The sequence below is a fragment of the Providencia sp. 2024EL-00732 genome (assembly GCF_044006275.1).
GTDB lineage: Bacteria > Pseudomonadota > Gammaproteobacteria > Enterobacterales > Enterobacteriaceae > Providencia > Providencia huashanensis.
This window is the reverse complement of sequence record NZ_JBIPDG010000011.1, coordinates 67,836-87,635: the sequence shown is the minus strand read 5'-3', so window position 1 is coordinate 87,635 and position 19,800 is coordinate 67,836. Positions and strand designations below refer to the sequence as shown.

Here is a 19,800-nt window from a genome sequence, read left to right as displayed (position 1 = left end):
CTGCAACTTATCTCTTAGTTATTTCAACAACTTCCCAATCGCTGTCTCTAATTTCACCATACCGCTATTAATTTCTTCTTCAGAAATAATCAGTGACGGCGTAAACCGCAATACATTAGCACCCGCATTAAGCATCATTAAACCTTCTACTGCACTGGCTTGCAGGATATCTTTCGAACGGTTCAATAGTTTGCCGTCTAACTCAGCACCAATTAATAAGCCCATTCCTCTGATCTCAGAAAAAACGTGGTATTTATCATTCAGTTTATTTAAATGAGCGATAAATAATTCACGACGTTTTTCGACACCATTTAGTACTTCCTCAGTATTAATAATATCAAAGGCCGCGTTCCCTACCGCACAAGCCAATGGATTACCACCATAGGTTGTACCGTGAGACCCAACTTCCATTGTTTTAGCAATTTCTTCTGTGGTGATCATAGCACTAATAGGAAAGCCGCCCCCCAGTGCTTTTGCCGTGGTTAAAATATCGGGGGTCACATCATAATGCATATATGAAAATAATTTCCCTGTACGCCCCATACCGCTTTGTACTTCGTCAAAAATTAACAGTGCATTATTTTCATCACACAGCTTACGTACACCTTGTAAAAATGCAGATGTTGCCGCGGTCACTCCACCTTCACCTTGTACAGGCTCAAGCACTACCGCACAGGTATTTTCATCTATAACCGCTTTTACTGCTTCAAGATCGTTGAAAGGGACATGGATGATATCGGCAGGTTTTGGCCCAAAACCATCTGCATATTTCGCTTGCCCACCAACAGAGACCGTAAATAATGTTCTGCCATGGAAAGCTTGCTTAAATGCAATAATCTTAGTTTTATAAGGATTATATTTGGTGATGGCATAACGACGCGCTAACTTAAATGCGGCTTCATTCGCTTCAGAACCTGAATTAACAAAAAATGCACGGTCAGCAAAAGTAGCGCTAGTTAATTTTTGCGCTAACTTAAGTGCTTGCTCATTGGTAAAAATATTACTGACATGCCACAGTTTTTCGCTTTGTTCACGCACTGCCGACACTAAGCTAGGATGGCAATGGCCAAGGGCAAGAACGGCAATCCCCCCTGCAAAATCAATATATTCTTTACCTTGCTGATCCCAAACACGGCTACCTTCACCTTTAACTGGGATAAACTCAGCGGGTGAAAAAATAGGCAACATAACTTGATCAAAAGTCTGCCGATTGACTGATTGTTGTTCTGACATACCCCTCACCTACCCTTACTCTCTGCTAAAATGAAAATATAATCATCAAATATGAATAAAAAATCACAAAAGAGCAATAGTTAACGGAGAAATATGCATAATTAATTTGTTATCAATGATATTCGCAAACTAATACTTCAGAAAATTATTCAGTAATTCATGACCTTGTTCACTTAGAATACTTTCTGGGTGGAATTGAACACCTTCTATAGGTAAAGTTTTGTGCCGTATTCCCATGATTTCATCAACATCACCGTTATTTAATGACCATGCTGACACATCAAAAGAAACAGGAAGTGTCTCTGCTGCAATAACTAAAGAATGGTAACGAGTCACAGTCAAAGGACGGTTTAAACCTTTAAACACACCTTGGTGATTATGATGGATTGCTGATGTTTTGCCGTGCATAACTTGACGAGCCTTAACGACTGATGCGCCAAAAGCTTGCCCAATCGCCTGATGCCCCAAGCAAATACCCAAAATAGGGAGTTTACCCGCAAAATATTTTATTGCCTCAAGGGAGATACCAGCCTCATCAGGCGTACATGGCCCAGGCGAAATCACAAGATGGGTAGGCGAAAGCTGTTCAATTTCTTCGATGGTAATTTCATCATTACGTTTTACAACAACCTCAGCACCTAACTCACAGAAGTATTGGTATAAGTTGTAGGTAAATGAATCGTAATTATCAATAAGTAGAAGCATATTAGGCTATCCGACTGATTTTTATCATTATATATTATTTTCTTATGCATATTTTTTAGGTCTTGGCAATCAGAACGATGATTAAAAACGCTAAAAAATAATAAGGTCGGCTATCATAGCACAGCCAAGACAAGAAAATAGCCTATTTAAGTCAATGAATGCTTTTATCAGAAATAATTTTCCATATAAAAATCATGGAATTATATTTACATTACGATAACAAAATGATATTGAAGTTAAGAATTACTTTAAATACAAGGAAGTAAAAGCCACCTCAAAAAATAGAAAATTCGGATTAACTTTTAGTGGATAACACAAGTAAGGTGCATCAGAACATGTCACAGAACCGATATTTACAACTCAAGCGGGCAGGTAAATTCACCTACCCACTGTGTATATAAGATTAAGGCTTTTTAATCACTTCTGCTGAAATGATAGTAACGGGTTCAACAGGAACATTTTGATACGGACCAACATTCTCTGTTTTCACTTTAGAGATTTTATCCGCTACATCCATACCTTTTACCACTTTACCAAAAACCGCATAACCAAAGTCACGTTGACCATGGTCTAAAAACGCGTTATCAGCAACGTTAATAAAGAACTGGCTTGTTGCGCTATCTTTATTTGCAGTACGAGCCATAGAGATGGTGCCACGTAGGTTACGTAGCCCGTTATCTGCTTCATTTTTAATTGGCGCTCGAGTTTGTTTTTGCTGCAAATCTTTATTAAAGCCACCGCCTTGGATCATAAACCCAGGAATAACACGGTGGAAAGTGGTTCCGTTGTAATAACCTTCATTAACATATTGAACAAAGTTTTCTGTCGAAACAGGGGCTTTCTTACCATTCAGTTCTAATTCAATATCACCCGCTGAAGTGACTAATTTAACATAAGTCTCACCCGCCGATAATGCAAAAGAGGACGCGCTAATTGCGCAAATGGCCAAAATTGGCACAAAAATTCGTTTTAACATGTAAGATCCCTTTCATTGTGACTCATTACAACTACAATCAAGCAATTCTAGAGCGAAGCTAGCAAGATTGCTGAAGATTTACCTATATTTACGCCAAAAACGGTCAAACCTACCAAGCGTGTTAAATTGTAGACTAATTTAGACAAAAAACTTCACAGATAATGATTATTTATCAATTAGCTAGATTTTACGATTTATATCACGCTAAAGGTAAAGCATTTCACTATTAAGTCAGTAAAACCAATACAAGGGATATTTCAAGTTGTCGGGATGGCGTAAGCAAAGCTATAATCCCCCAGCCTTTTGAGGCTAACTCAGGGAGAACGACAAATGGCAATTAAGAATCATAACTACCAGATGGCAAAATTTGTCATCAGTGCACCGGATATTCGGCATTTACCAAAAGATACCGGTATCGAGGTTGCTTTTGCTGGCCGCTCAAATGCGGGTAAATCAAGCGCTTTAAACGCATTAACTCAACAAAAAGGTTTAGCACGCACCAGTAAAACCCCAGGAAGAACTCAGCTAATCAACCTATTTGAAGTTGAGGAAGGCATTCGCCTTGTTGACCTTCCCGGTTATGGTTATGCCGAAGTTCCCGAAGAAATGAAACGCAAATGGCAACAAGCGCTCGGTGAATACTTACAAAAGCGGGAATGTATTAAAGGGCTTGTGGTGCTAATGGATATTCGCCATCCATTGAAAGATCTTGATATGCAAATGATAGAATGGTCTGTTGCAATGAGTGTACCAGTCCTCGTTTTACTGACTAAGGCGGACAAACTTGCCTCTGGCGCGAGAAAAAAACAGCTGACGGAAGTGCGTCAAGCTCTTGCACCACTTGAGGGGGATATTGAAGTTGAATATTTCTCAGCACTGAAAAAAATAGGCGTTGATAAACTTCGTATTAAGTTAGATAGCTGGTATAACACACCAATTTAATCCCATCACTGTGTGAGCTAGAAATAGCTCACTAAGCCTTTGATAGTCTAATCTACTGAATTTTAGGCAAAAAAATGCTCCAATCAAAAAAATTGACTGGAGCAGCTAATATTCAGCTAAATCCGATTACGTGAAGTAAAAGGTCTGAAAGATAGAACATCTTACCTCTGTACCCTACGCCTATTAATGTACTTTATTTTTCGCTCGAAAAAAAGGCTTTTTGTAGTTTTTTTTCAAAGCTTACTACGATTCAGCAAGTACACCTTAAAAATACAGCCCTAAAAACGTATTTTAATTACATATTTATGAGAGGTAAGTCGCATAAATATGTCATGAAATCATTCTGTTTTCATTGTTAGTTTAGTGGTTTATCGGGTAGTTATATTCAATTTATAGTGAATAATGTCAAATGCATAAAAAAACGCCTAATGGTTTTATTAGGCGTTTTTTATTGTCAGTCAGATAAAACTAATAATTAATGAGCTTCATCCCAATTATTACCTATTCCAATATCTACTTTTAACGGAACATCCAGTTTCATGCTTTGCTCCATTAATGTCTGAACCTGTGCTTGTACCTGTTCGAGTTCTGACTCCTTAACTTCAAACACTAATTCATCATGAACTTGCATTAGCATATCAGCATGGGGTTTCTCTGTTTGTAGCCACTCATCGACAGCAATCATTGCCTTTTTAATAATATCAGCAGCTGTTCCTTGCATTGGAGCATTGATAGCTTCACGTTCAGCAGCTTTACGGCGCATACCATTACTTGATTTTATATCAGCCAAATAAAGCCTGCGCCCTTCTAGTGTTTCAACGTAGCCTTGTTCTGATGCTTGTAGACGTGTATTTTCCATATAGCGTAGAACACCCGGGTAACGTTCAAAATAGAGATCCATATAACGTTGAGCTTCACCACGCGGGATACCTAATTGCCTTGCTAGCCCGAATGCGCTCATCCCATAGATAAGACCGAAGTTAATTGCCTTAGCACTACGACGCTGATCACTGGTTACTTGTTCAAGTGGAACACCAAATACCTCTGCTGCCGTTGCTTTGTGAATATCCTTGCCTTCCGCAAATGCAGTGAGTAGGCCTTTATCTTGAGATAAATGTGCCATGATACGTAATTCAATTTGTGAATAGTCCGCAGCCATGACTTTATAGCCTTCGCGTGCAACAAAAGCTTGGCGAATACGGCGGCCTTCTTCTGTTCTTACTGGGATATTTTGTAAGTTTGGGTCCCTTGAAGACAAACGCCCAGTCGCCGTAACGGCTTGATGATACGACGTATGCACACGCTGCGTACGTGGGTTTATCATAAGCGGTAGTTTATCTGTGTAAGTCGATTTCAATTTAGCTAAACTACGATGCTCCAGAAGTAATTTTGGTAAAGCATGGTTTAATGCAAGTTCTTCAAGTACTTCTTCATTGGTCGAGGCTGCACCACTTGGCGTTTTTTTGATAACAGGTAGTTGTAATTTTTCAAATAAAATTGCCTGTAATTGTTTTGGTGATGCCAGATTAAACTCTTCACCAGCGAGCTCAAACGCTTCTTTTTCAAGTTCTGCTAAACGCGCAGTAATGATTTTCGACTGTGCGGCTAATACTGTTGCATCAATCAAAACTCCTTTACGCTCCATTCTGACTAAAACAGGAACTAATGGCATTTCGATATTCTTAAAAATATGGTTAAGTTTTGGCTCAGCTTCCAATTGAGGATACAGTGCTTGGTGCAGTAATAATGTTACATCAGCATCTTCTGCCGCATAGTTCGAGGCCTGCTCTAACGCGATTTGATTGAAAGTTAGCTGTTTTTTGCCTTTGCCCGCAATTTCTTCAAAACTCACTGTCTTATGGTTCAAATGACGCTCAGCCAAACTGTCCATATCATGACGGCCCATCCCCGCAACGCTATTGAGCACATACGACTCCAACATCGTATCGTAGCCGATACCTTTTAACTCAATGTCATAATTTTCAAGAACTTCCGCATCGTATTTCAAGTTTTGCCCGATTTTGAGGATTTTTTCACTTTCCAGTATCGGTTTCATTGCTTGTAAAACTTCATCCAGTGGCAACTGAGCTGGTGCATCAAGATAATCATGGGCTAACGGTAGGTAGGCGGCATGACCCGCTTCAATTGCAAATGACATCCCCACAAGGCGCGCTTCTTGTGTGTCTAAGCTATCCGTTTCAGTATCAAAAGCAAACAAAGATGCTGAGCTCAATTTTTCCACCCAGCGGTCTAAGTCTGCCTTTTCTAAAATTGTTTGGTAATTTTCAGCATTTAAGGTGGGGGCCGTCGGTACTGAGACTTTTGCCGTAGATGTTGCTATAGCCGGATTTGCTTTAGCAGTTGAACCTTTACCTTCCATCCACGTCCCATTTTCTACATCAGACAACCAGCGCTTGAATTCATAACGGCTAAACAACTGATGCAATTTGTCTACATCAGGTTGATCGACACGTAACTCTTCACAGGTTTTGTCTAACTTAACATCCGTTTTAATAGTGGCCAGTTGGTATGATAAGAAAGCTAATTCACGATTTTCAGCCATTTTTGGCGCTAATGTTTTAGACCCTCTAAAGCCCAAAGGCGCTATAGCTTCTAGGTTCTCATATATTTTTTCTAAGCTGCCAATCCCTTGTAATAAAGCCAGCGCTGTTTTTTCACCAACACCAGGCACACCTGGGATATTGTCTGATGAATCCCCCATTAACGCTAAGAAATCGATGATAAGCTCAGGTGGAACCCCATATTTTTCTTGAACCTCATCCGGACCTAAAATAGTGTTATTCATGGTATTGATGAGCGTAATATTAGGCTCCACAAGTTGTGCCATATCTTTATCACCAGTACTAATCAAAACAGGTGTACCGTTACGACTAGCTTCACAGGCCAAAGTACCTATTACATCATCAGCTTCTACACCAGAAACAACGAGCAACGGTAGCCCCATAGCTTCAACCATACTGTGTAGTGGTTCAATTTGTGCGCGTAAATCATCTGGCATCGGCGGGCGATGAGATTTATAACTTTCGAATAACTCATCACGAAATGTTTTTCCCTTCGCATCAAAGACAACAGCAACATGGCTAGGTTTATATTGCATGACCAAGCTACGCAGCATATTAATTACGCCATACATAGCCCCTGTAGGTTCACCAGCACTGTTGGTCAAAGGTGGAAATGCATGGTAAGCACGGTATAAGTAAGAGGAACCATCAACCAAAATAAGAGGGTTTTCTGCAATCTGAGCCATAATCTGTCATCATCTTTTATCGGGAACGAATGCTAATAGGATGCCATAATGTCGCTTCAGATACATCCCAAGTTTTTTCCACTTAGCCACTTTGTTAAAATCTCGCCGATCAGCATCTTCTTTCAAGTAAACGACCTAGCTATAGTTAACCTAAGTGATTACTTTCATTAACTCTAGTCACTTAATGTTACTAGCTGCTTTGACAAAACCTGTGGATAACCGTGTGTATAAATTTATGTTGCTCAGTAAATTCAACAAGTAACATGCATTAAAAAGACTAAAACAAGAAAGTAATATCAATGACTTAGTGTAATTAAGAATTGCTTTAATGCAAAGAAGAGGAGATTAAGTAATTGTGGATATTGATTCAATATACTTTATATGACAGTTGATGGTGGCGATATTACCACCATCAATCATACTTATTTTTTATTGACTAAAAAATTCACAACGTTAGAGAATTCTTTACCATAGTCTGCGGCGTTATCTACAGTGATGCCGTTATTACGTACTTGGTATTTACCATTAACAAATACGGCTGGAACGCCTCTAAGCTTTAAGTTCTGCGCGGCTTGTCTTTGTTGCTCAACAAGACCTTTAACAGCGAAACTATTTAAAGCTGCATCATACTCCTCAGCAAGAATACCAGCTTTGATAAAGGTATTACGGATATCTGCTTTGGTGTTAATAGTTTGCGTTTTTTGAATACCTTCAAACAAAAGAGGGGTCATTTTATCTTCTACTTTCAGAACAGTAGCAACCACCCAAGCTTCAGTTAAATCAGGCCCCAAAGGACCAAGGAAATCGACGTGATAGCGCGCTTTTGTTACATTGTCTGGTAAGTTTTTTTCTACTGTTGCAGGTACTTTATACACAGTTTCAAATTGGTAACAGTGTGGGCAATAGAAAGAGAAAAACTCAATAACTTGTGGTAAACCTTGCACAGGTTGTACCTCAGTGTACTCTTTACCTTCGGTATAATTTGCCGCAGCAGCACCAAATGACATAGCAATACCAAGCAAAGCCAACATAATTTTTTTCATATACTACATTCTCCAAAAACAAAGACTTAAAAGTTAAAACTGAGGGGTTAACTGCAAAGGGGGATCTTTCAATCGTTCGGTTTGTTGTATAAATTCGAGTGATTGTTTTTTCCAAAAATCATCAGCTTGCAGCCATGAAAATGCACGAGGGAATGCAGGGTCTTGCCAGCGACGGATAACCCATCCAAGATAATGCACCATACGCATAGCCCTGAGAGGTTCAATAAGCTTTAGCTGTTTTACATCAAAGTCACAAAACTCATTATAACTTTCTAATAATGTATCTAATTGAATGACCTGCTCTTGACGAGGGCCATTTAATAACATCCATAAATCTTGGATTGCGGGACCATTTCGAGCATCATCAAAGTCCACCAGCCAAGCCTCATCTCGCCATAAAATATTACCGGGGTGGCAATCACCTTGTAAGCGAATTGACGACAATGTTGTAGGCCACAGTAATTTTACTTGTGCAATTAATGCATCCAGTGACTCAATAAACTGCTCTTTATAACGTGCAGTTATCAGTGGGCTAGATGTAATTATGTGCCGAGGTTGATCAAGGTATTCCTCAACACCCATTGTAGGACGAAATGCAAAGTTTTTACGTTTACCAATCTGGTGTATTCGCCCTAATAAGTGCCCTACACTTTCTAATTGAAATAAATTATCAGTTTCATATTGCCGACCACCGATACTCGGAAAAACAGCAAATAAAAAACCACCGAACTCTAATACTGTTTGCCCTGCAAATTCAATTGGTGCAGCTATAGAGAGACCTTCCTCGACTAATTCCAATGTAAAGTCGTGTTCTTCTTGAATTTGTGAGCGGCTCCAACGTTCAGGGCGATAAAATTTCACCACATAACGCTGACGGTTTTCGTCTTGAAATTGATAAACTCGATTTTCATAGCTGTTTAACTCTATTAAGCCCGATTCAGGGTAAATCCCCACTTCCATCAAGGCATCTAGAATCAAATCAGGAGAAATTCCACTGAAATGGAAATTCGAATGCTCTATTTTATCCATCACAGTTTAATCTTTAATGATGCCGCGAGCGCGCAAAATGGCTGTTTTAAAGTCATCTTCATAATCTTTTTTTAGACCAGGGATCACTTCATTACTGTTCGTGCCACGCATTTTTAAATGATAAATTAGTACATCATCTGTCAATTCAGACAAACTGCCTTTAAAACCTGCTTCATCAGCCAGCTTTTGTAATAACTCTACTAGGTTTAAATCTGAATTATCTTTCCAAACAGGATGTAGTAGCTCAATAACTTCATTTAAACGATGGCATTTCATGTTTATTCCTTTATCACGAATATTCGATACAAGTTACCAATAATCATACAAGAGAAAAAGCGAACTGTTGTCAATCTACGTAAAGTTTAACTGCAATTGTGACGAATATTCATTGATTTTATAACCAAATAGAATAAATTTTAGCAATTACTATACTCGAAGGTGTTTTCTGGGAATGTTAAAACATTTTATTGAAGATATTCAAGGATATTGAACATGACGTTTCGCCAGTCAATAACAGGTGTCATACTTGCAGGTGGCCTAGGCACCAGAATGGGGGGGCAAGATAAAGGTTTAGTCCCTTTGATGGGTAAACCTCTTTACCAACACATATTAGAGCGCCTAAGCCCACAGGTAGGGTCAATAATGATCAATGCCAACCGTAACCAAGCTCGTTACAATGAAAGTCAGTTAACGGTCATTTCTGATTTAGAGAATAACTTTTCTGGCCCTCTTGCAGGTATGCAATCTGCAATGCATTATGCCAAAACTGATTGGTTGCTATTTGTCCCCTGCGATGTCCCCGCTTTTCCGCTAAATTTAGCTGAAAAAATGTTTAACGAAAAAGGCAATCATTTAGCCTGTTATGCACAAGATGAAAGACGCGAGCACCCTACATTTGCCTTGCTCCATCGTTCATTAAAAACACAACTTGATGATTACCTTGCAAGAGGTGATCGTAAATTGATGATATTTATGCAAGAAGTTAATGCAAAAGGGATTATTTTTTCATCAGAATTCGATGCATTTGCAAACCTAAATACCTTAGAAGATAGTCGTAATTGGGAGTTACAACAAAAATAACTATGAAGCAAAATACTCTACCTCTACTAGGAATTACTGCTTATAGCGGTACCGGTAAAACAACATTGTTGAAAAAAGTGATCCCTTTGCTCCGCCAGCGTAACTTACGTGTTGGCTTAATCAAACATACACACCATGATATGGAAGTAGATAAACCGGGCAAAGACAGCTTTGAACTACGCAAGGCTGGGGCTGACCAAACCTTAGTCGCCAGTCAAAAACGCTGGGCACTGATGACTGAAACCCCTGATGCCAATGGAATGGATTTGTATTATTTAGCGAGTCGCTTCGACCCCGCGTCATTAGACCTTATTTTAGTCGAAGGGTTTAAACAGGAAACGATCGATAAAATTGCCTTGTTTCGTTCAGAGGTCGGTAAGCCACTCAACGGCTTGATTGACAACTATGTCGTTGCTGTTGCTAGTAATGAAATTATCGATACCAATGTGCCACAGTTAGATATTAATAACCCTGAACAAATTGCTGATTATATTGTATCTTGGTGGCAAAAGAGCCATTAGCTTGCTAATTTTTGTGTAATTAATAAACAAGTAAATTTGGATTAACTATACATAGCAATACGAGGTTCCTCACATTTTCAAGCTTTGACATTTGAATTCATATCCCAATTTGATTAAAGTGCAGAAAAGTAAGAATACTGGATTGTTACTGTCATTACTGACAGGCAAAACCTGATATACCAATGATTTGTCATTGGGCTATCGGGTTTTTTTCGTTTCTAAGGGATTGAAAGTGAAGATCGCAAAAATATTAAACAACAATGTGGTCATTGCCCTGAATGAGAAACAACAGGAAATCGTTGTCATGGGGAGGGGCTTGGCATTTCAAAAAAAAGCACATGACGATGTCGATATAACAAAAATTGAAAAAATTTATGAGTTACGTAGCGACGAGTTAACTGCTCGGCTTAGCGAATTACTTAGCCATATTCCCATTTCCATCATGAAAACCTGTGATGAGATAATTCAACGAGCTAAATACCAGTTAGGTGAATTAAACGAAAGTTTATATATTGTATTAACCGACCATTGTAATTATGCCATTGAAAGGCAAACAAAAGGCTTAGCAATCACTAATACCATGCTATGGGAAATACAACGTTTATATCCAAAAGAGTACCAATTAGGCTTAGATTCATTAGCTCTAATTAATGAAAAACACGGTATCGAGCTACCTGTTGATGAAGCGGGGTTCATTGCTTTACATTTTGTAAATGCACAACTTACTGGGGAAATGCCTGTTGTCATACAAACAATGAAAGTAATGCAAGAAATCATTAATATCGTGAAATATAACCTCAAAGTTGACTATCATGAAGAAACTTTGAGTTATCAACGTTTTATTACTCACTTAAAGTTTTTTGCCCATCGCATGATGAATAATACACCCGTGCCAAATGATGATGCTTCGATGCATCTTGTCATTAAAGAAAACTATTCAACATCTTGGCGATGCGCCGAAAAAATAAGCCAGTTTTTACAAAAAAAATACCAACGCACTTTAACGGATGAGGAATGTATGTTTCTTACTATCCACATTGAGCGTGTCAGAAAAGAGAACTCGATATAACTTAATTAAATACGCTATGTGACTGACTTACAATAAAAACCTAATGGATTGTTACCGCCAATTCTGGTGGGCAAAACCTGATAATGACTCTTCTTACTGATAAGAAGAGAGTATCAGGTTTTTTTTTGCACATTCATAGCACTAATGTTTATCATCATGTGATAAAGGAATATTTTATGAAGTACCAACCTTTAGCAGAACAAATCATTCACGATGTTGGCGGTCAAGACAATATCGTCAATGTTATTCATTGTGCCACTCGCTTACGCTTTAAACTTAAGGAAATAAAACAAGCCAACCCTGAACATTTGAAACAAAATTCAGAGGTGATTACCGTTGTTGAAAGCGGTGGGCAATTTCAAGTTGTCATTGGCAATCACGTTCATGAAGTCTATAACGCAATAAATCAATTAATTGGCAAAGAAGATACAACCGTAGTGTCTCCCTCTAAAAAAGATAAAAACCTATCCAGCGAAAAAGAGGATAAAGAAAATATTTTTAGCCATTTTATCGATATTGTTTCCAGTATATTCACGCCAATACTGGGAGTTATGGCTGCATCAGGGATTTTAAAAGGCTTTCTTTCTTTATTTGTTACACTTCATTGGCTATCAGAACAAAGTGCCACCTATAAATTATGGTTTGCAGCCAGTGATTCACTATTTTATTTCTTCCCGCTAGTGCTCGGTTATACCGCAGGGAAAAAATTTGGGGGTAGCCCATTCTTAACCATGGCTATTGGAGGTGCGCTAGTACATCCATCCATGTTAACTGCGTTTCAACAAAGCCTTGCGGGTGCAGCTCCCGAATATTTTTTAGGAATTCCACTCACATTTATTAATTACAGTACGTCTGTTATTCCTATTATCTTTGCAGCTTGGCTGAGCTGTTTATTAGAAAAAAGGCTGAACCTCTTATTACCCGCGGCGATGAAAAATTTTATTTCACCATTTTTATGTTTATTAATTATCGTCCCCCTCACTTTCTTGGTTATCGGCCCGTCAGCAACTTGGTTAAGCCTATTAATTGCAGATACATTCCAAGCTATTTATAACTTTACCCCCATTATTGCTGGCGCATTTATGGGCGCAATTTGGCAGGTGTGTGTTATTTTCGGTCTACACTGGGGAATTGTTCCAATTAGTATCAATAACCTCAGTGTATTTGGGCAAGATGCACTCGTGCCATTACTTCTCCCTGCTGTTGCTGGGCAAGTCGGTGCAGCACTTGGCGTCATGTTAGCAACCCATAATGCAAAAATGCGAATTATGGCAGGCTCTTCCGTCACCGCGGGGATCTTTGGTATCACTGAGCCCGCTGTGTACGGTGTTACCCTACCACTACGCCGACCTTTTATCTTCGGCTGTATTGGAGGCGGTGTCGGTGGTGCAATCATCGGCTACAGCCAAACGCTAACTTACTCTTTTGGGCTAGTGAATATTTTTACCTTTACCCAAATCATCCCTGCAAGCGGCTTTGACAAAACCGTTTGGGGAGCAATCATCGGCTCATTGATTTCATTTACCTTCGCTTGCCTAGCAACCCGTTTTTTTGGCGTTAAAAAGCAGCCACAACAAGCTCAACCTACTGATGTTCAAGTGCAACCCGTTGCTCCGAATGACATTCTATCGCCAATGTCTGGCCGTACATTACCTTTAAATGAAGTTCCCGATGAAACCTTTGCAAGTGGATTACTCGGCCAAGGTACCGCAATTATTCCAAACATTGGTGCGGTATATGCCCCATTTGATGGGGAAGTGGCCTCATTTTTTAAAACTGGGCATGCGCTAGGTCTATTAAGTCAAAGCGGTATTGAGGTGTTGATCCATGTGGGTATAGACACCGTGAAACTAGACGGTCTCTACTTTACTCCTGAGGTAAAACAGGGGGATACGTTCAAAGCCGGTGACCTGTTACTCACCTTCGATTTAGAAAAAATTATTGAATCTGGTTATGACGTAACAACACCAATCATTGTTAGTAATAGTGATGACTATGCTGCTGTTAAAACCATCACGCTCAACCAAACAATCAATCCCGGTATTACATTCATGACAGTTAATCCGAAATAAGGAATAAAATGATGACAAAATTTCCTGAGACATTTTTATGGGGAGGCGCCATTGCAGCAAACCAAGCCGAAGGCGCTTATTTGACAGCAGGAAAAGGGTTAAGTACCTCTGATGTTCAACCAAATGGTATTTTTGGTGGAGTCGTTAAACGCACCAATAATGACCAATATATTAAAGATATCGCTATCGATTTTTATCATCGTTACCCAGAAGATATTGCTCTTTTTGCTGAAATGGGGTTCACCTGTTTACGTACCTCTATCGCATGGAGCCGTATTTTCCCACGTGGCGATGAGCAAGAAGCAAATGAAGAAGGGCTGGCTTTCTACGATAAATTATTTGCAGAAATGGCGAAATACCATATTCAACCTGTAGTTACTTTATCTCATTATGAGATGCCCTATCACTTAGTCACTGAATATGGTGGTTGGGGAAGTCGCCAAGTCATTACATTTTTTGAACGCTATGCACGCACTGTTTTTCAACGGTATAAAGACAAAGTCAAACTTTGGCTCACATTTAACGAAATCAACATGTCACTTCACGCCCCGATGACAGGTGTAGGATTAGCAGAGACCAGTTCAAAAACAGCGATTTATCAAGCTATCCATCACCAACTTGTTGCCAGCGCAAGAGTGACAAAAGCCTGCCATGAAATTATCCCTGATGCCAAAATAGGGAACATGTTGCTCGGTGGGTTAGTTTATCCCCTAACATGCAAGCCCAATGATATTTGGGAAGCCATGACTGAAAATCGCACATGGTTATTCTTTGGTGATGTTCAATGCCGTGGGGCTTACCCCGGTTATATGCTACGTTATTTTAAAGATAACCAAATTCATCTGAATATTACCGAAGAAGATAAACAAGATCTTAAACAAACTATTGATTTTATCTCTTTCAGTTATTATATGACTGGCTGCATTACCGCAGATAAAGAAGAATATAATAAGAAACGAGGTAATATTCTCAGTATGATCCCAAACCCTCATTTAGAAAGCTCACAGTGGGGATGGCAAATTGATCCTCAAGGGCTAAGAACAATATTAAATTTATTATGGGATAGATACCAAAAACCATTATTTATTGTTGAAAATGGGCTAGGGGCTATCGACCAAGTGACTCCTGAGGGAGATATTATTGATGATTACCGCATACAATATATTAACGACCATTTAGTCCAAGTACATGAAGCCATTCAAGATGGTGTAGATGTTATGGGTTATACTAGTTGGGGACCGATTGATATTGTTAGCGCCTCAAATGCGCAAATGTCTAAACGTTATGGGTTTATTTATGTTGATAGAGATGACCAAGGCAATGGCACGCTTGAACGCAAACGGAAAAAAAGCTTTTATTGGTATCAAAAAATCATTAAGTCAAAAGGGGAGTTATTAATTCGTTAATTAACCTAATTAAATATTGAGGGGTTTATACTTTATAAGCCTCTCTAGTAATATTACAGATATTATATAGGTAGTTTCTACATCCTATATTTAATATATAAAATTTACGTAGATATTAATAAATACTATTTTGTATTTATTAGTTTTTTGCGCCTTAAAATAGGTTCCATAATAAATGAATAAAAAAATTATATTTCCCCTGTTATTTTTAACATTACCCGCTATTGCTAATGAACAATCATGGGATGGTACTGTATTAGGGTTTGAACCTGCCCCTAAAGGGCTATTTGGCGACATGCTTGGCATTCGCCCTATTTTATCGGATCATGGTTTTTCATTTCATAGTAATTATTTAAGCCAAGTTGCCTATAATGCAAGTGGCGGTTATGATGATGATAAATACACCGCTTATATTGACCAATTTGCCTTCACCTTTACCCAAGACCTAGAGCGGTGGACAGGCATCCCAGATGCTCGTATTGAAGGGAATATTGTTAACCGCAATCACAATGATGACCTCACCTTAAAACGGGTTCAAGACCCACGAACTCCTAATTATGACCAAACCCAAGAAAGTGCTGGCGGTGGTTCTATTACACGCTTAGGTTGGCTAACTTTCGCCCGAAGTTTTGACGAACGCCGTCTCACTTGGCGTATTGGCATGATGAATAAAGTACAAGAATTCGACCAAATTATTCCATGTGATTTTCAATTGCGCACCCAGTGTGGTGGTAAATCTGCAAATGCTCTTGTCTGGAGTAACTGGAATATTCACACGTGGGGAACCACTGTCAGCTATAAAATCACACCAGAGGTGACTATTAAAACAGGGGTTATGGAACAAAATCCTCAAGCAACTGATAGAAGCCACGCTTGGAGCTGGTCAACTAAAGGCAGTAAAGGCATTGTATTACCTTTAGAGGTCGAAAGCCGCACTTTCGTCAATGGGTTACCGGGGGCCTATAATGTAGGATTATTGTACACCAATGCCAAACAGCAAGATCTCTACAAAGATAAAACCTACCACAGCACATGGTTTATCTATGGTGGCATGAACCAACAATTAACTCGCCACCAAGACGACCCCAATAGAGGTTTAAGTTTATCCTTAAGTGGAAGCTACCACGATGAACGTAGTAATTTTATGAATTATGTGGTTTCAAGTTCCTTGCGTTATCGTGGATTATTCGATGCAAGGCCTGAAGACTGGGTGGGTTTAGGTGTTTCTTATATTGAATTAAGTGATCACTTTGCCAAAGGCCAAAAACAGTATAACCAACAATTTGGCATCACAGATTACCATGACCCTTTCTTTCGCCCTATAACCTCTAACGCGTTTAACGCAGAACTGTATTACCGTTTCAAACCGGTTTCTTGGCTAGAGCTACAACCTGATGTCCAATACTGGCACAATCCAGGGGGGATTAAGCAAACCTCTGATGCATGGGTACTCGGCTTAAAAACCGTCGTCACTTTCTAAACATATCAGGCCTGAAAGCTAAACTTACCGGCTATCAGGCCAATAATTTTCCGCCATCTTTCGCAGCTTTGATTTTTCCCTGTAATACCCTATTCTGTGTTTAATTTCTTAATCTATCGTTCTAGCTAGGCTGATAAATGACTCGCACTCAACGCTTACTGACTTTATTGCAAATACTCAAAGAAAACCGCTACCCCATTACGGCAGAAGCTCTTGCTTCTCAGCTACAAGTCAGTATCCGCTCTATTTACCGAGATATTGAGTCGTTACGCAACCAAGGCGCTGAAATCTTAGGTGAGGCGGGTATTGGTTACCAACTAAAAACCGGCTTATTATTGCCTCCACTCACTTTCGATGAAAATGAACTGGAAGCACTGGTTTTAGGTTTGCGCTGGGTTAAAAGTAATGCCGATAGAGAGCTAAAAAACTCAGCAATACGTGCCATTAGTAAAATAAATGCTGTCGTAGCAGGTAATTCACAGAAAATCTTAAACCAAAACACCTTGTTTGCGCCCACCACACATTTCCATGAAATAAACGATATTATTGCTAAAGACTTGCGCCTAAGCTTGCGCGAAGAATGTAAAGCTCAAATTATTTACCTAGATGGCCAGAACCAACAGAGTGAACGAATTATTTGGCCGATTGCAATTGGTTATATGAAAGATTCCCAAGTACTCGCCGCTTGGTGTGAATTACGGGAAAGTTATCGCCATTTTCGTTTAGACCGCATTCAATCCTATCGTGCCCTTGAGCATAAACTCCCCTACCCTAAAAATTATTTGCTTGAACGATGGAGTAAAGAAGTCCTCTGCGTGTCTACTGACAATTTCTGACACAGCTCTACCTTATAGTAAGTGCTCAACTTCTTATAAGGGAATAATCATGAGCGAACTGGTGCTTTTTACTAATTCAATGTCACGCGGTAATACTGTTGACCTACTGTTAAAAATTTTAGATGTTCCTTATAAACGTATTGAATTAGATTATGGTGCAGATATGCACACGGCCGAATATTTGGCAATTAACCCAATGGCAAAAGTCCCAGCATTGGTTGATGGTGAGGCTATCGTCACTGAAACAGCGGCGATTTGTTTATATTTAGCGGACAAATTTATTGAAAAAGGCTTAGCTCCTGCACTTAACGACGCCAAGCGTGCTGATTATTATCGATGGTTCCTCTTTACCGCGGGCCCAATAGAAACTGCGTTCACAATTAACGGCCTTAATATTCAGCTCAATGAAGAACAACAAAAATCATCTGGATTTGGTTCTGTTGAACGCACAATGGCGTGCTTAGAAACCGGTTTAAATAACGCTAAACCTTTTATTTGTGGCGAGCAATTCACCGCAGTGGATGTGTATGTAGGGGCATTTGTAATATTCTTCACTAAATACAATATGATGGAAGTCACACCAGCAATGAAAGCTTACATGAAAAGCTTGTCAACTATTCCTGAAATTGCCGAGCTACTCGCGTAATCCCCATGTAAAAAGAGCCAAGTTATTAACTACTTGGCTCTTTTATTCATTAACAGTATAACCAATATTATTCGTATGCTTAACGCATAGTCACAAACTCTTCCGCTGCGGTTGGGTGAATAGCCACAGTGTTATCAAAGTCTTTCTTGGTTGCGCCCATTTTTAACGCTACTGCAAAGCCTTGCAGAATTTCATCCATACCAAAACCAATGCCATGAATACCGACAATTTTTTCTTCTTCACCCACACAAATTAACTTCATACGGCAAGGTTGACGATGAGAAGTTACCGCAGTATACATGGCTGTGAAAGACGATTTATAAGTTTTCACATTTTCAGCGCCATATTTTTCAACGGCTTCTGGCTCAGTTAAACCCACAGTGCCAATTGGTGGGTGTGAAAATACTACCGTTGGAATATTACTGTAATCTAAATGTTCATCTGGTTTATTATTAAATAAACGTTCGGATAAACGACGCCCTGCCGCAACAGCCACAGGAGTCAATTCAACAGCACCAGTATTATCACCCACTGCATATACACCAGCGACATTGGTATTTTGGTATTTATCCACTTTGATGTAGCCTTTCTCATCCAGCTCAACACCCGTGGCTTCAATATTCAGGTTATCCGTCATTGGCTCACGACCAATAGCCCAAATCAATGCATCAACTGTATGCTCTTGGCCATTTTCCAATTTTAACGTTAAAGAACCATCGGCATTTTTTACCACTTCTTTTGGAATAGACTCTGTGTGCAGTTTTGGCCCTTCCGTGTTCATAACTTCAACCAGCGTTTCTACAATCAGAGGGTCGAATGAACGCAGTGGCGCATGTTTACGAACAAATAAGTGTGCTTGCGCACCGAGTCCATTTAAAACACCTGCCAATTCAACAGCGATATAACCCGCACCCACCACAGCAACACGCTTTGGTAGCGCTTCCAGCTCGAAGAAACCATCAGAAGTCATACCATACTCTGCACCAGGGATAGCAGGGATCACAGGGCGACCACCGGTGGCAATTAAAATATGATCCGCGGTATAAGTTTCGCCATCCACTTCAACAGTATGTGCATCAACAAAACGAGCAAAACCACTGATCACATCAACTTTATTATTGCCAAGAACGCGGTCATAAGATTGATGAATGCGATCAATATAAGCAGTACGGCTATCAATTAATGTTTTCCAATCAAAACGATTAATTGTCGTATCGAAACCATAGTCAGGACCATAATTACGAATGGCTTCAGAAATTTGTGCCGCATGCCACATAACCTTTTTCGGTACGCAACCTACGTTCACACAAGTTCCACCTAATGCTTTAGCCTCAATTAAGGCACATTTTTGCCCATACATTGCTGCACGGTTCATCGACGCAATACCACCGCTTCCGCCACCAATTGCAATATAGTCGTAATGTTTGCTCATAATTTGGTTATTCCCATTGATTGAATGACTCATTGATTCATTTTCTCGCATCATGCTATTGA

17 protein-coding genes are annotated in these 19,800 nt (G+C 39.5%); 9 read left to right on the top strand and 8 right to left on the bottom strand.

Features of this window, described 5'->3' with window-relative positions; translation table 11 throughout:
- Positions 1-18: 18 nt before the first annotated feature.
- The 3 genes from ACHB7C_RS16280 to ppiA all read right to left on the bottom strand — a co-directional run bounded on the left by ACHB7C_RS16280 (position 19) and on the right by ppiA (position 2,914).
- Positions 19-1,233, bottom strand: coding sequence for an aspartate aminotransferase family protein (locus tag ACHB7C_RS16280; protein ID WP_042847617.1), 1,215 nt, complete (start codon positions 1,231-1,233; stop codon positions 19-21).
- A 129-nt stretch (positions 1,234-1,362) separates the two neighbouring features.
- Positions 1,363-1,938 (bottom strand): aminodeoxychorismate synthase component II, encoded by a 576-nt coding sequence (locus tag ACHB7C_RS16275; RefSeq protein ID WP_042847620.1) that lies wholly within the window; start codon positions 1,936-1,938, stop codon positions 1,363-1,365.
- A 403-nt stretch (positions 1,939-2,341) separates the two neighbouring features.
- The gene (gene ppiA / locus ACHB7C_RS16270) at positions 2,342-2,914 is read right to left on the bottom strand and encodes a peptidylprolyl isomerase A (RefSeq protein WP_042847622.1); all 573 of its coding nucleotides are present in this window, start codon (positions 2,912-2,914) and stop codon (positions 2,342-2,344) included.
- Positions 2,915-3,244: 330 nt separating this feature from the next.
- On the opposite strand from ppiA, the gene yihA reads away from it, so the two are divergent.
- Positions 3,245-3,856, top strand: coding sequence for a ribosome biogenesis GTP-binding protein YihA/YsxC (gene yihA, locus ACHB7C_RS16265; RefSeq protein WP_042847624.1), 612 nt, complete (start codon positions 3,245-3,247; stop codon positions 3,854-3,856).
- Positions 3,857-4,331: 475 nt separating this feature from the next.
- Here yihA and polA read toward each other — a convergent pair whose 3' ends face one another.
- The 4 genes from polA to ACHB7C_RS16245 all read right to left on the bottom strand — a co-directional run bounded on the left by polA (position 4,332) and on the right by ACHB7C_RS16245 (position 9,472).
- Positions 4,332-7,124, bottom strand: coding sequence for a DNA polymerase I (gene polA / locus ACHB7C_RS16260; protein WP_131680831.1), 2,793 nt, complete (start codon positions 7,122-7,124; stop codon positions 4,332-4,334).
- A 422-nt stretch (positions 7,125-7,546) separates the two neighbouring features.
- A complete protein-coding gene (gene dsbA / locus ACHB7C_RS16255) occupies positions 7,547-8,167 on the bottom strand; it encodes a thiol:disulfide interchange protein DsbA (RefSeq protein WP_042847629.1) in 621 nt (206 codons plus the stop codon).
- A gap of 33 nt (positions 8,168-8,200) precedes the next feature.
- Positions 8,201-9,196 carry a serine/threonine protein kinase gene (locus ACHB7C_RS16250; protein WP_349483867.1) on the bottom strand — a complete coding sequence of 332 codons (996 nt, stop codon included), beginning with the start codon at positions 9,194-9,196 and terminating at the stop codon, positions 8,201-8,203.
- A 6-nt stretch (positions 9,197-9,202) separates the two neighbouring features.
- Positions 9,203-9,472, bottom strand: a complete 270-nt coding sequence (locus tag ACHB7C_RS16245; protein ID WP_042847634.1) for a YihD family protein — start codon at positions 9,470-9,472, stop codon at positions 9,203-9,205.
- Between the two features lie 216 nt (positions 9,473-9,688).
- On the opposite strand from ACHB7C_RS16245, the gene mobA reads away from it, so the two are divergent.
- From mobA to ACHB7C_RS16205, 8 genes are all read left to right on the top strand, one after another.
- Positions 9,689-10,276: a molybdenum cofactor guanylyltransferase MobA gene (gene mobA / locus ACHB7C_RS16240; RefSeq protein ID WP_048605421.1), complete on the top strand. Its 588-nt coding sequence runs from the start codon at positions 9,689-9,691 to the stop codon at positions 10,274-10,276.
- A gap of 2 nt (positions 10,277-10,278) precedes the next feature.
- Positions 10,279-10,797, top strand: coding sequence for a molybdopterin-guanine dinucleotide biosynthesis protein MobB (mobB, locus tag ACHB7C_RS16235; RefSeq protein WP_048605423.1), 519 nt, complete (start codon positions 10,279-10,281; stop codon positions 10,795-10,797).
- A gap of 232 nt (positions 10,798-11,029) precedes the next feature.
- Positions 11,030-11,866, top strand: coding sequence for a BglG family transcription antiterminator LicT (gene licT, locus ACHB7C_RS16230; protein WP_042847639.1), 837 nt, complete (start codon positions 11,030-11,032; stop codon positions 11,864-11,866).
- Positions 11,867-12,042: 176 nt separating this feature from the next.
- On the top strand, positions 12,043-13,938 hold the full coding sequence (gene bglF, locus ACHB7C_RS16225) for a PTS beta-glucoside transporter subunit IIABC (protein ID WP_131680827.1): 1,896 nt from the start codon (positions 12,043-12,045) through the stop codon (positions 13,936-13,938).
- An 11-nt stretch (positions 13,939-13,949) separates the two neighbouring features.
- Positions 13,950-15,344 carry a glycoside hydrolase family 1 protein gene (locus ACHB7C_RS16220; protein ID WP_198861423.1) on the top strand — a complete coding sequence of 465 codons (1,395 nt, stop codon included), beginning with the start codon at positions 13,950-13,952 and terminating at the stop codon, positions 15,342-15,344.
- Positions 15,345-15,519: 175 nt separating this feature from the next.
- Positions 15,520-16,824 carry a carbohydrate porin gene (locus ACHB7C_RS16215; RefSeq protein WP_071547625.1) on the top strand — a complete coding sequence of 435 codons (1,305 nt, stop codon included), beginning with the start codon at positions 15,520-15,522 and terminating at the stop codon, positions 16,822-16,824.
- Between the two features lie 137 nt (positions 16,825-16,961).
- A complete protein-coding gene (locus tag ACHB7C_RS16210) occupies positions 16,962-17,660 on the top strand; it encodes a YafY family protein (RefSeq protein WP_042847643.1) in 699 nt (232 codons plus the stop codon).
- Between the two features lie 49 nt (positions 17,661-17,709).
- Positions 17,710-18,306: a glutathione S-transferase family protein gene (locus ACHB7C_RS16205; RefSeq protein ID WP_042847644.1), complete on the top strand. Its 597-nt coding sequence runs from the start codon at positions 17,710-17,712 to the stop codon at positions 18,304-18,306.
- A gap of 79 nt (positions 18,307-18,385) precedes the next feature.
- Here the strand turns inward: ACHB7C_RS16205 and gorA are convergent, their stop codons facing one another.
- Entirely contained in the window at positions 18,386-19,738 is a 1,353-nt protein-coding gene (gorA, locus tag ACHB7C_RS16200; RefSeq protein WP_042847802.1) for a glutathione-disulfide reductase, read from the bottom strand.
- Positions 19,739-19,800: the final 62 nt, after the last annotated feature.

Excerpts from the sequence above, each read along its gene's own strand:
- ACHB7C_RS16280 (WP_042847617.1), bottom strand. The coding sequence starts at position 1,233 with ATGTCAGAACAACAATCAGTCAATCGGCAGACTTTTGATCAAGTTATG.
- ACHB7C_RS16275 (WP_042847620.1), bottom strand. The coding sequence starts at position 1,938 with ATGCTTCTACTTATTGATAATTACGATTCATTTACCTACAACTTATAC.
- ppiA (WP_042847622.1), bottom strand. The coding sequence starts at position 2,914 with ATGTTAAAACGAATTTTTGTGCCAATTTTGGCCATTTGCGCAATTAGC.
- yihA (WP_042847624.1), top strand. The coding sequence starts at position 3,245 with ATGGCAATTAAGAATCATAACTACCAGATGGCAAAATTTGTCATCAGT.
- polA (WP_131680831.1), bottom strand. The coding sequence starts at position 7,124 with ATGGCTCAGATTGCAGAAAACCCTCTTATTTTGGTTGATGGTTCCTCT.
- dsbA (WP_042847629.1), bottom strand. The coding sequence starts at position 8,167 with ATGAAAAAAATTATGTTGGCTTTGCTTGGTATTGCTATGTCATTTGGT.
- ACHB7C_RS16250 (WP_349483867.1), bottom strand. The coding sequence starts at position 9,196 with ATGGATAAAATAGAGCATTCGAATTTCCATTTCAGTGGAATTTCTCCT.
- ACHB7C_RS16245 (WP_042847634.1), bottom strand. The coding sequence starts at position 9,472 with ATGAAATGCCATCGTTTAAATGAAGTTATTGAGCTACTACATCCTGTT.
- mobA (WP_048605421.1), top strand. The coding sequence starts at position 9,689 with ATGACGTTTCGCCAGTCAATAACAGGTGTCATACTTGCAGGTGGCCTA.
- mobB (WP_048605423.1), top strand. The coding sequence starts at position 10,279 with ATGAAGCAAAATACTCTACCTCTACTAGGAATTACTGCTTATAGCGGT.
- bglF (WP_131680827.1), top strand. The coding sequence starts at position 12,043 with ATGAAGTACCAACCTTTAGCAGAACAAATCATTCACGATGTTGGCGGT.
- ACHB7C_RS16220 (WP_198861423.1), top strand. The coding sequence starts at position 13,950 with ATGACAAAATTTCCTGAGACATTTTTATGGGGAGGCGCCATTGCAGCA.
- ACHB7C_RS16215 (WP_071547625.1), top strand. The coding sequence starts at position 15,520 with ATGAATAAAAAAATTATATTTCCCCTGTTATTTTTAACATTACCCGCT.
- ACHB7C_RS16210 (WP_042847643.1), top strand. The coding sequence starts at position 16,962 with ATGACTCGCACTCAACGCTTACTGACTTTATTGCAAATACTCAAAGAA.
- ACHB7C_RS16205 (WP_042847644.1), top strand. The coding sequence starts at position 17,710 with ATGAGCGAACTGGTGCTTTTTACTAATTCAATGTCACGCGGTAATACT.
- gorA (WP_042847802.1), bottom strand. The coding sequence starts at position 19,738 with ATGAGCAAACATTACGACTATATTGCAATTGGTGGCGGAAGCGGTGGT.